The organism is Blautia sp. 2227st1_G12_2227SCRN_220401, from assembly GCF_039062885.1.
In the GTDB taxonomy this organism is placed as follows: Bacteria; Bacillota; Clostridia; order Lachnospirales; family Lachnospiraceae; genus Blautia_A; species Blautia_A fusiformis.
Genome location: NZ_JBCLNI010000005.1, coordinates 146,457 through 158,059, shown reverse-complemented (window position 1 = coordinate 158,059; position 11,603 = coordinate 146,457). Strand labels below are relative to the sequence as shown.

The following is an 11,603-nucleotide window of genomic DNA, read 5'->3' as shown; positions in this document are numbered from 1 at the left end:
AGGCGGCATATGAAGAAATCAGCAGCGCCGACAGTTATTTCCGGTACAGCTACCAGAGGCTGAACTGCAAAATACCGGTGAGGGATATCCTTTATTTTGAAAGCAAGAGAAGAAAAGTGTACATAGTTACAGAAAAAGAGACCTTTGAATTTTATGGAAAACTGAATGAGATTGAGGAAAGCCTGAGAGCCAGCAAGGGCATTTTCCTCCGGATACACCAGTCTTTCCTGATAAACTATAAACACATAAAAGGACTGGCATACGATTTTGCCGTAATGGATAATGAGGAAAGGCTCTCAATCAGTGAAGACCGCCGGAAACTGATCAGTAAGCAATACTGTGCGATGGAGGATACGTTTTATGTCGGCATGTAAGTGGATGGCAGATATGCTGCTGACAATGTTTACAGTATATCTCTTTTTCCTTTATTTTGGGATGTTTTTTGAAAGGAGAAAAAAGGATATCCGTGTATTGCTTGGAGTTATCGTGCTTGTACTCTGGCAGGTAGGAATCCCGGAGGTTATCAATGAACTTCCGAAAGCATGGAACATAGGGACAACAGTAGGGCTTGCCCTGTTCGTTGTGGCAAACGTATTTGAAGGAAAGGCATGGATGAAAAGCTTTTTTGCGGTTACATTTGCAGCCATCTGGATGCTGGCGGAAATGCTGATTGGCAGCGTGCTGATGATTTATGGGGAAAGCATCGTGGAACGGCAGATTTTTGGTGCGTTTGCTTCAAGGTTCCTGTTCTTCCTGATCATCCTGGCTTTAAGGAAAGTATTTACAAATGAAAAGGTTACGGGTCTGCCGACGGGGTACAGCATCCTGATCATATTTATCCCGACTGGGAGCATATATATCATGAACGCAGTGTTTGTACTGGCTTACAGGACTGACTGGGAATATGCCGAGAGGTATTCTCTTGTTTCCGGTCTGATACTGCTGTTTATCAATGTGCTGATTTTTTATATTTATATACGGCTGGCAGATGATTTACGGATACGGCGGATGAATCTGGTGTATGAACAGCAGCTAGACCTTTGTGCGAGGCACCAGGAAGAGAGGGAACTGTCCGTGCTGCAGATGAGGGATGTGCGGCATGGTATGAGAAACCATCTCCTGTCAATCCTTGCATATGCAGAGAGAGGGGAGAGGGAGAAGCTTATCCAGTTTGTAACCGATATAATAGAGGATGGCAGGCTGAGACCGTCCGAAGAGATCAATACCGGGAATATCGTGACAGATTCCCTGGTAGGATACTGGAAGAAAAAAGCAGAAGATGCGGGGATAGAATTTCTGACGGATCTCAGCATCCCGATGGAGATGCCGTTCCGGGGAGCGGATATAAGCCTGATCATGGGAAACCTGTTGGAAAATGCAGTGGAAGGCGCCGGGAGGGCAGAAGGCCGGAAGTACATACGGCTAAAGATGAAATATGACAAAAACAACCTGCTGATAACGATAGAGAACAGCTACCGGGGAAAGCTGGCGAAAGGGAAGGGGGAGGAACTGAGAACAACAAAAACGGATACAAGCAATCATGGGATCGGCCTGCCATCTGTCCGTAGGGCGGCGGATAAATATCAGGGGGTGTTGTCTGTTGACACCACAGAGCCGGGGCGGTTCCTTGCCAGAGTGGTGTTGTATGGAAGTTGAAAGTGTGGGTAAGGGAAAAGTTACATGAACACTCGATATTTTGACATTAAGGAAATGGATGCGTTTTTTTGTGATAAAGTGTTAAAAACAAATGAAAGGAGTTTCAAAATATGAAAACAAAAGATTTAAAACTGCAGTCCGCCAAAGCATTGGCAAGTGCATCTTTGAAGATTGGAAAAGTATCGGCAGACAGCGCCTGCGCATATATTTTCCATCAGCCTAAAATGCCGAAAGAACTTAAAGCATTAAAGGAAAAATAAATATGAAATATTTATCGGAGAAAATAACAGATTATGTTATTAAAACCGGTGCAGCTTCCGAGGAATCATATGCGATATATCAGTATGGATTTCAGATAGGACTTGAAATGGTAAGTTGTTTTCTGACATGCTTCTGTATAGCGATATGGTTGCATATGATTCCGGAATTTGTAGTCTTTACTATTGTTTTTATGCTGTTGAGAACTTATGCCGGTGGTTTGCATCTGAATAGATTTGGAGCATGTTTCTTGTGTTCGGTTTCTGTTCAGACGTTGATATTAGTAATAAACAGTAAGTTTACTTTTCCTGTAATTTGCTCATGGATTTGTATTGTAGTAGGTCTGAGCATGGTTTGGATGTTAGCACCAGTAGAAAATATCAACCGGGAACTTGATCAGAATGAGAAAGAACATTGTAAAAAAGTTACGGAGAAAACCATAAGCGGGATACTTGTTTTTGCTATTTTCTGTACGCTTGGCAGGTTTTTAGAAATGGTATCTTTGGTTGCTATGACAGTTTTATTGGTTTTGATTTCTCAATGTATTGGTGTATTAAAATTTAAAATTGAAAAAAATGTGTATAGCCGGGAGTGATAGCGATATTATTCCCGTTTTTTTATGTCTGTGATACATAGTTGTATTAAAATGTGGGTGGTAACTGAAACAGCTATAGAGTGCGTCCGATGGGCAATGGCTCATATGGGCGCATTTTTATATACGGAAACATTAAAAAATTTCTTCTTGTTTTTTCGATTTTTTTTAAAATTTTGACTGTCCTCGTTACAAAGGGGGCAATAAGATGTTTTCGAAAATAGCTTTCAGGCAGAGGGGAGGTGATCCCCTTGAATCTGACAAGACTGGAAAAAGCTGTTGTGCAAAGAAAATTTATCAGGTATTGCATTAAAGTGCTGGATGGTGAAGCACTGAATTATTTGGATGAAATGGACAAGATCTGGGAGCGGGAAATCAATTTCTCTGAACTTCGGGAAGAAATCCTAGACGGGTTTTGTTCTTATGACGAATTTATGAAAATTCGATATTTCCAGATTATGGGTATGGAAGTGCCTGTTAAGGATGAAGCAATCAGTGAAGCACTGTACCGTCTGCCGGAAAAGAAACGGAAGATAATTCTTATGTCTTATTTTCTGGATATGACGGAAAAAGAAATTGCAGAATGTATGAATCTTGTACAGAGTACTGTGCATTACCATAAAGCGGATTCTCTGCGATTATTAAAGAAATTATTGGAGTGATACATATGCAGTACAGAAAAAAGAAAGAGCAAATTGCATTTGAAGTGATTGAGGATGCCATTGGAGGCGATGCTGTAGCAATAAATCAGATTATTGATTATTTTCAGCCCTACATTAACAGTAGATGTCGGAGAAAGTTTATAGATGAGAGCGGGCGAACAAGATATGGAATTGATGAATATATGAAGCGCCGGATGGAAACTAAACTCATCACGAAGATATTGGGATTTAAAATACAGCTTTAATACTTTTGAACATGGGAATTTGCCCCTTTTTGTCCATGTGAAAAGTAATGAGAGTTGGCGTACCTTGACAATTTCATATTTTTCCTGCAGGACGCAGAAAACAGTGGAGCTGTGTGATGGATACGCCATGACTGCCTGTGTCTGGTACTTTGCGACATCGTGGCGCAAAGTTGCCGGACATTGAAAGCGAAGGAATGCCAGTTTGGGTATTGAAGTAAAGGCACGAGCGATAAATATCCGATCACAGGCAAAGTAACGGGGACTTTGTGCGAAGATACTGCTTTCTGATAATGAAACTTCCGGAGATAAGCTGCTTCGGTCCGAGAGGATGGTGTGATACCAATGAGGCTGTGCCCGGCAGCCGCCTGCAGGAGAGTATTATTTAGAAAGGGGTATCTGATATATATGGATAATAAAAAAATATTGAGATATAGTATGCAGCTATCTATGTTAAAGCAGTTGCTTTCTAAGAAGTTGATTAATGAAACTGAATATCAGGTAATACAAAAAAGATTAATGAAAGATTATGGTATCGTATCCAACATTACTGCTTGACGGTATATCTGTATTGTATTATAATATAATCAACGCTATGGTAGGAACACAAAAAGGAGGGCGAAATGGAAGTTGAATTGATTAAAGCACATGATTCATTTGACGGTTCTGCCAGACGGAAGATTGAGCGGTTGAGAGTGGCGGCTTATTGTCGAGTAAGTACGGACGATGAAGATCAGATAAAGAGTTATAACTCAATGGTTACGCATTATACAGAGTTAATTAAGAATAATAAAGAATGGATATTTTCAGGTATATATGCTGATAAGGCAATCACTGGGACAAAGGTTGATAAGAGAGAAGAGTTTCAGCGGTTGATTCAGGATTGCATGGATGGCAAGATAGATATGATTATTGCCAAAAGCCTTCCACGATTTGCCAGAAATACTCTGGACACATTGAAATATGTTCGTATGTTGAAAGAGAGAAATATTGCTGTTTATTTTGAGGTTGAGAAGATTAACACATTAAAGGACGGCGAATTTCTAATGACTATTTTAAGTTCTGTAGCACAGCAGGAAGTTGAAAATACTTCTGCTTATGTGAAAAAGGGCTTGAAGATGAAAATGAAGCGGGGGGAACTGGTAGGATTTCAGGGTTGTTTGGGATATGATTATGATGTGGAAACAAAATCTATCTCAATCAATGAGGAAGGCGCTGTGGTTGTACGGTACATTTTTGATAGATATGTGGCAGGAGCAGGCAGCACAATGATAGCCAGGGAATTGAATGAGCAGGGTCATCTGACAATTAGAGGAAATCCCTGGACTTCATCCAGTGTTATGGGAATCATTAATAATGAAAAATATAAGGGAGATATTTTACTTGGAAAAACCTTTACGGTTGATCCGATTTCAAAAAGACGCTTAGAAAATCTTGGAGAGGAAGATCGGTATTATATACATGATCATCACGAACCAATCATTACAGAGGAACAATTTGAACGGGCGCAGGAGATGAGAAGACGTAGAAACGGAAATCGGAAATGTGGAGTCACTCCTGGAAAACGTGAAAAATTTAGTCGGCAGTTTGCGTTTAGCTGTATGGTAGAATGCGGATTCTGTGGCTCTAATCTTTCTCGTAGGCGATGGCACAGTAGCTCTAAGTATAAAAAGACGATATGGCAGTGCGTTAAATCAACAAAAGAAGGAAAGAGATTTTGTCCGGATAGCAAAGGCATTCCAGAGCAGGTCATAGAAGAAGCATTTATTGAGTCTTATAGGATGTTGTGTAATGATAATAAAGATGTTCTGGAAGAATTTTTGAAGCGAACCGAGAAAGCACTTGGAGAAAATTCGATTGAAGATCAGTTACATAAGCTGAAGAAAAGCATTGACAAGGTTTCTTTAAAGAGAAAAAAACTACTTGATAATTATCTGAAAGGCATTATTGAACAGGATATTTATGAGGAAACGGATGTAGAACTAAAAACTGAACTGACAAATACAAGAGCAAAGCTGGAATATCTGCAGCAACAGTCGGATGAAAAGAGTTCATTGCAAAGGAGGCTTTCAGATTTCAAAAAAGCACTATCGCATAATGAGGTGCTAGAAGAATTTGACAGAGGAATATTTGAGAGTATAGTTGAAAAAGTAATAGTCGGCGGACTAGACGAAGATGGAAACAAAGATTCTTATAAAATTACTTTCATATATAAAACAGGATTTAAGAATGAAATTGGAAACGCAAAAGAAAGATTCGGGAAGTCATCAGGTATTGGAGACAAAGTGAAAAAAATGTGTTCCGATATAAGTGACGAGGTAAAGGGTGTGTGTTCCGATGTTAGTCTCAACACATGTTGAGACGGTTGTTCTTTTGTCTCGATGAACGCGGCAGTCGGCAAATCGAGATGCAAGCATCTCGGCTTGCCTCGTTGCTCGCGCAAAAACCAGATGACACGATAGAGAGCGACTTAGACTTAGATGAGTTGGATGCAACCAGTGCTGAGTTGAAAGCTCGTGATTAGATGGAATGGGTCAGATTGGTAAATGGTACTCGTAATATGGCAGAAGAGATTGTGTTAAAAGAATTGGTGTTCTAAAGCGTGGAAAGCTCCTTCGGGAGCTTTTTGCTGTTTATAAGATAAATTCTGTCGGAGATTTATTATAAAACATTGCTTTACAAGAAGAATAAAAAAGCATATAATTCTTTTATAATATATTTAATAAAAGAGGGTAAGAAAACGGAAAATAAAGATAAAAAAAATATAACAAGAAAAAGAATAATTAATTATGTGCTGAACAATCATGTTACATCCAAGGCGGGAATCGCAAAAGAGTTAAACTTGAGTATGCCGACTGTGTTAGCAAATGTAAATGACTTGTTAGAAAAAATGGTGTTGGAAGAAACTGGGGAATATGCTTCGACCGGTGGACGAAAGGCAAAAAGTATAGGGATTAATAAGTCATACTGTCATGCAATGGGAATTTTGATTACAGCGAATCATATAGAAATGGTATTAGTAAATCTTGGAGATGAGATTATAAAAAAAGATCGCATCCGTTTAAAATTTACGGCAGAATTATCCTATTGTACAGAAGTGGCACAAAAGGTCAAAACTTTTCTTGAAGGCGAATTAGCGAAGGATACGCTACTTGGGATTGGAGTGGCGATTCCGGGAATTATTGATCAGAAAGAACGGATTGTTTTAAAATCCCATGCTTTAGGTATAGAGAATTATAGTCTGCGCTTTTTAGAGCAGGCTTTGGAAATTCCAGTATATTTTGAAAACGATGCTAATGCTGCAATGCTTGCAGAAAAAAAGCAAAAGTATCCAAATGCGATATATCTGTCTTTGAACCACACCTTAGGAGGCGCATTCTGCATAGATGGAAAGCTGTTTCGAGGGCAGAACCAGAAAGCAGGTGAGTTTGGTCACATGATACTCGTTCCCGGTGGAAGAAAGTGTTATTGTGGTAAATCAGGATGTGCAGATGCATATTGTGCTGCAAGTGTACTGACACAAGATAACAGGCAGTCACTGGATGCATTTATGGAAAAAATTGAAAGTGGTGATGAAAAAAATTTGCAGACATGGAATGCGTACCTGGATCATCTTGCTGTTTTGATATCAAATCTGCGGATGGCATATGATATGGATATCATACTCGGAGGTGATGTGGGAGGTGTATTGTCAGATTATATGATACCACTGGGAGAAAAAGTGATGGCATATAATGGCTTTGAGCATGATGTTTCATACTTAAAAAATTGTTCGTATAAGAAAGAAGCGTCGGCTGTTGGAGCTGCGAAATACTTTTTTACAAAACATATGGCAGAATTGTAAATTTTTTGAACGCAGATAAGCAGTCCACCGCATCTGGTGCGCAGGGCATCAAGCGTTGGGTAAGGGGATGTTCACTCTGTTGGAGTTAAAAGCTCCCACTGACAGGTTGCAAAGCGAATGCGGATGTCCGATTTATATGTGTGAAAAACAAGAAGTTGTGTAAAATTAGAAAAATATATTATAGTAAAAAACGGAAAGAAAACAGTAACTATGGTTTTCTTTCCGTTTTTTTGCGTGTTAATTGTAAAAAATATACAAAAAATGTATTTCGAAATTATGAAATATATAAAAATATGAAAAAACATATTGACAAATCGTGTTTACAGGACAATAATGTAATTACTTTAATAAAACAATTTATAAAAGATAAAATAAAACAATATAAATAAGGAGGAAACAATTATGATAAAAAAGGAGAAAACAATTATGTTACAGCAGGTAATGACAAATCCAGGAGAAATTATTTTCAGAGAGGTTCCGGTTCCGGAGGTAAAGGAAAATCAGGTGTTGGTAAAGATTATGAATATTGGTGTTTGTGGATCAGATATTCATGTTTATCATGGAAAACATCCGTTTACAAAATATCCGGTAACACAGGGACATGAGGTTTCTGGTGAGATTACAGAACTTGGAAAAAATGTCACAGAGTTTCATGTGGGACAGAAGGTGACGATAGAGCCTCAGGTATATTGTGGACATTGCTATCCATGTCGTCATGGAAAGTATAATCTCTGTGAGGAATTAAAAGTAATGGGATTTCAGACGACAGGAACGGCATCTGAGTATTTTGCAGTGGATGCATCTAAAGTAACACCTATTCCAGAAGATATGTCCTATGAAGAAGGAGCTATGATCGAACCTCTTGCGGTGGCAGTTCATGGTGTAAAACAGATGGGCGATGTGGCTGGCATGAATATTGTAGTCCTTGGCGCAGGACCGATCGGAAATCTCGTGGCACAGGCAGCAAAAGGAATGGGGGCAGCGAAAGTGATGATCACAGATATCAGTGATCTTAGACTGGCAAAGGCAAAAGAATGTGGAATTGATGTGTGTGTGAATACCAAAAATAAAGACTTCGGTGAGGCAATGATCGAAGCATTTGGACCGGATAAGGCGGATGTGATCTACGACTGTGCCGGAAACAATATTACAATGGGACAGGCAATTAAATATGCAAGAAAAGGAAGCACGATCGTACTGGTGGCTGTTTTTGCAGGAATGGCAGAAGTAGATCTTGCAGTGGCAAATGACCACGAACTTGACATTAAGAGCACGATGATGTACCGCCATGATGATTACATAGATGGAATCAGACTGGTAAATGAGGGTAAAGTTCATTTGAAACCGCTCATCTCAAAGACATTTGCTTTTAAAGATTATCTGAAGGCATACCAGTATATTGATGATAACCGCGAGACAACGATGAAAGTAATTATCAACGTCAGTGAAAAGTAAGGAGTTCGTATGGAAAATAAATATGGAATTGTCGGAGTTGCCCATGTCGGGCTTCCGACAAACGATTTGCAGAAAACAGTTGAGTTTTATAAGAGTCTTGGATTTGAAGTAATTATGCAGTCTTATAATGAAAAAGCAGGGGAAAAAGTGGCATTTTTACAGATAAAAAATTACTGTATAGAAACTTTTGAAAATGGGCAGGCGGCAATGTCAGACGGTGCATACCAACATGTTGCACTTGATGTGGAAGACATTGAAAGTATGTATCAGAAAATCTGCAATGAAAAATACACAATTATTACAGACGGAATCGAAGAACTGCCATTTTGGGAAAATGGTGTGAAGTTTTTTATGATCAAGGGACCAAATGAGGAAAGAATAGAGTTCTGTCAGAAACTCTGATAAAAATAGGAGGGACATATGGGAAGCGAAAACAAAAATGGAAAAGTACCGCTGATCAGTAAGATTGCATATGGTTTTGGTGATGTCGGATGTAATTTCAGCTGGATGTTCGTCAGTAATTTTCTGATGATATTTTATACAGACGTGTTCGGAATCAGTATGGCGGCTGTGTCAGCACTTATGCTTTTTTCAAGATTTTGGGATGCGATCAATGATCCAATCGTCGGGGGACTTACGGATAAAACAAAATCGAGATGGGGACGGTACCGTCCATGGCTGTTAGTAGCGGCACCAATTACAGCGATTCTTCTTGTTATGACATTCTGGGCAAGACCTGACTGGCCGCAGAATGGAAAGATCATTTATATGGTAATTACATATTGTCTGCTGGTTTTGGGGTATACCTGTGTGAATATTCCATATGGAACCTTGTGTGGTGCTATGACACAGGATATTGATGAACGTGCAAAAATAAATACATCCCGTTCGGTTGCAGCGATGATTGCAATTGGTGTGTTAAATATTATCACAGTTCCACTGCTCAGCAAATTCGGCAGTCACAGTGCAAAGACAGGATATCTGACGGTGGCGGTCATATATGGATGTATTTTTACAGCCTGTCATTTCTTCTGCTTTGCGAAGACGAAAGAGGCAGTGATTACTCCGGAAAAAGAAAAAATTTCTGTAAAGATACAGTTGAAAGCAGTTATGCAGAACAGACCATATCTTCTTGCATTGGCAGGACAGATATTATTTGGATTTACATTGTATGGTAGAAACGCAGATATTCTGTATTATTTTACATATGTGGAAGGGAATGCCTCCTACTACACAACTTATTCGATGTGCATTATTATTCCTTCTATCATCGGGGCAGCCTGTTTTCAACCATTATTCCGCAAGTTGAATAACAAAGGAAGAACAGCATCTCTCTTTGCTTTATTTACAGGAATTTCCATGTTGTTTATGTTTTTCTTCAATGCCAAAGAATCACCAGCTATTTTTTATGCATTATCTGGTCTCACACAGTTTTTCTTCTCTGGATTTAATACCGCAATCTATGCAATTATTCCAGACTGTGTGGAATATGGGGAGTGGAAAACAGGACTTAGAAATGACGGTTTTCAGTATGCATTTATTTCACTTGGAAATAAAATCGGAATGGCAGTTGGAACAGCACTTTTAGCAGGATTACTTGGAAAATATGGTTATATTGCAAATCAGACACAAAATGCAATTGTACTTTCAATTATGAAACATGCATTTACGACGATTCCGGGTGTACTGTGGATTGTGACTGCGGTTGTATTATTTTTCTACCGGTTAAATAAAAAACGTTATAACGAGATTGTAGAGGAACTAAAAAATGGAAGAAAAAGTTGATATCGTGGCATTGGGAGAGTTGCTTCCTATGATCCAAATTATCGCTCGTCTCTTTGGAAGAGCAAAGAGTATGCAGTGAAAAAAATGAGATCTGTCATAGAATTGGTAGATGTTATGAAGGTATCAGATGAAGAGAGTACTCTGTTGACAGAGGCGAAAAGTTATGAGCAGGCTACAGATCAACTCCTTGCCATGGGACCAAAGCTGGTTGCCATTACATTGAGAGAACAGGGCGTTCTTATGGCGACAAAAAGCAGAAAAGAAATCATCAAAGCATTTCAGACACATGCGGTCGACACGACTGGGGCAGGTGATTCATTCTGGGGAGGCGTATTATGCAGTATCCTTTCTATGAATAAGAATGTTGAAAAAATGGAATGGGAAGAAATCAAAAAGTGTGCTGTTTTGGGAAACGCAGTTGCTGGATTGTGTGTGCAAAAGAGAGGCGGAATCCCTGCGATTCCGACGAAAGAGGCAGTGCTTGGATTTATGCAGAAATAATGAATGTATATGAACAAACTCGGGGCTGTAAAAATCACGATTTATTAATCGTTAAAGCATCAGCCCCGTGTTTTTCTGTCGGAGTATTATTCCGCTTTTATCTTTCCATCATACTGATAGACTCAATTCCGACACTTCCGCCGCGGACAACTTCGATATGCTTGAACTCTTCTTTGATAAGTTTGATGACCGCGTCATTTTTGGTTGCGGTCTGGACGAATTCCAGAAGGAGGCTGTCTTTTCCATAGTCGATGACACGTGCCTTGAAAGTCTCAGCAATCTGGAAAAGTTCTACTTTATCTTCCGGGGAGCAGCCCTTTACCTTGATGTAAAGGATCTCCTTCATTCGAACGAACACGTCTGTAAAATCAATAACCTTGATCACCTCGATCATACGGTTCAGCTGTTTTTTGATCTGCTCAAAGGTTTCATCATCGCTGACTGTGGCGATGGTCATTCTGGAAACTGTTGGGTCCTCCGTGGTTCCAACTGTAAGACTGTCCAGGTTATAGGACTTTCCGGAGAAAAGACCGGAAATCTTGGAAAGAACACCGACCTGGTTTTCAACGTAGAGAGAGATCCATCTTTTTTTCATTCCTTTATCCATC

General features: G+C 39.5%; 14 protein-coding genes and 2 pseudogenes. 15 read left to right on the top strand and 1 reads right to left on the bottom strand.

Annotated elements, in window-relative coordinates:
- The 15 genes and pseudogenes from ABCM67_RS04215 to ABCM67_RS04145 form a co-directional block, all read left to right on the top strand.
- Positions 1 to 374, top strand: a 374-nt coding sequence (locus ABCM67_RS04215; protein WP_342992524.1) for a LytTR family DNA-binding domain-containing protein, incomplete at its 5' end; no start/stop codon positions are given.
- On the top strand, positions 361 to 1,656 hold the full coding sequence (locus ABCM67_RS04210; protein ID WP_342992523.1) for a GHKL domain-containing protein: 1,296 nt from the start codon (positions 361 to 363) through the stop codon (positions 1,654 to 1,656). The genes ABCM67_RS04215 and ABCM67_RS04210, both read left to right, overlap by 14 nt.
- A 110-nt stretch (positions 1,657 to 1,766) precedes the next feature.
- Complete coding sequence (locus ABCM67_RS04205) at positions 1,767 to 1,916, top strand: cyclic lactone autoinducer peptide (RefSeq protein ID WP_096241039.1); 150 nt, start codon at positions 1,767 to 1,769, stop codon at positions 1,914 to 1,916.
- 2 nt (positions 1,917 to 1,918) lie between these two features.
- Positions 1,919 to 2,509: an accessory gene regulator B family protein gene (locus ABCM67_RS04200; protein WP_096241038.1), complete on the top strand. Its 591-nt coding sequence runs from the start codon at positions 1,919 to 1,921 to the stop codon at positions 2,507 to 2,509.
- A 248-nt stretch (positions 2,510 to 2,757) separates the two neighbouring features.
- The gene (locus tag ABCM67_RS04195; RefSeq protein WP_096241037.1) at positions 2,758 to 3,168 is read left to right on the top strand and encodes a sigma-70 family RNA polymerase sigma factor; all 411 of its coding nucleotides are present in this window, start codon (positions 2,758 to 2,760) and stop codon (positions 3,166 to 3,168) included.
- A gap of 5 nt (positions 3,169 to 3,173) precedes the next feature.
- A complete protein-coding gene (locus ABCM67_RS04190; protein ID WP_096241036.1) occupies positions 3,174 to 3,413 on the top strand; it encodes a helix-turn-helix domain-containing protein in 240 nt (79 codons plus the stop codon).
- Positions 3,414 to 3,818: 405 nt separating this feature from the next.
- Positions 3,819 to 3,968 carry an SHOCT domain-containing protein gene (locus tag ABCM67_RS04185; protein ID WP_070090346.1) on the top strand — a complete coding sequence of 50 codons (150 nt, stop codon included), beginning with the start codon at positions 3,819 to 3,821 and terminating at the stop codon, positions 3,966 to 3,968.
- A gap of 65 nt (positions 3,969 to 4,033) precedes the next feature.
- A complete protein-coding gene (locus ABCM67_RS04180) occupies positions 4,034 to 5,770 on the top strand; it encodes a recombinase family protein (protein ID WP_342992522.1) in 1,737 nt (578 codons plus the stop codon).
- A gap of 80 nt (positions 5,771 to 5,850) precedes the next feature.
- Positions 5,851 to 5,925: pseudogene (locus tag ABCM67_RS04175) on the top strand (23S rRNA methyltransferase); the annotation flags it as partial.
- A pseudogene (locus ABCM67_RS04170) lies at positions 5,908 to 6,009 on the top strand (TnpV protein); the annotation flags it as partial. The pseudogenes ABCM67_RS04175 and ABCM67_RS04170, both read left to right, overlap by 18 nt.
- A gap of 249 nt (positions 6,010 to 6,258) precedes the next feature.
- A complete protein-coding gene (locus tag ABCM67_RS04165) occupies positions 6,259 to 7,254 on the top strand; it encodes an ROK family protein (RefSeq protein ID WP_174235860.1) in 996 nt (331 codons plus the stop codon).
- A gap of 426 nt (positions 7,255 to 7,680) precedes the next feature.
- Complete coding sequence (locus ABCM67_RS04160; protein ID WP_059086986.1) at positions 7,681 to 8,709, top strand: alcohol dehydrogenase catalytic domain-containing protein; 1,029 nt, start codon at positions 7,681 to 7,683, stop codon at positions 8,707 to 8,709.
- A gap of 9 nt (positions 8,710 to 8,718) precedes the next feature.
- Entirely contained in the window at positions 8,719 to 9,111 is a 393-nt protein-coding gene (locus tag ABCM67_RS04155; protein ID WP_008369413.1) for a VOC family protein, read from the top strand.
- A gap of 18 nt (positions 9,112 to 9,129) precedes the next feature.
- Positions 9,130 to 10,494 carry an MFS transporter gene (locus tag ABCM67_RS04150; RefSeq protein ID WP_015526067.1) on the top strand — a complete coding sequence of 455 codons (1,365 nt, stop codon included), beginning with the start codon at positions 9,130 to 9,132 and terminating at the stop codon, positions 10,492 to 10,494.
- Between the two features lie 84 nt (positions 10,495 to 10,578).
- Positions 10,579 to 10,995, top strand: a complete 417-nt coding sequence (locus ABCM67_RS04145) for a PfkB family carbohydrate kinase (protein WP_302746987.1) — start codon at positions 10,579 to 10,581, stop codon at positions 10,993 to 10,995.
- A 97-nt stretch (positions 10,996 to 11,092) separates the two neighbouring features.
- On the opposite strand, the gene ilvN is transcribed toward ABCM67_RS04145, so the two are convergent.
- Positions 11,093 to 11,602 carry an acetolactate synthase small subunit gene (ilvN, locus tag ABCM67_RS04140; protein WP_015526065.1) on the bottom strand — a complete coding sequence of 170 codons (510 nt, stop codon included), beginning with the start codon at positions 11,600 to 11,602 and terminating at the stop codon, positions 11,093 to 11,095.
- Position 11,603: the final 1 nt, after the last annotated feature.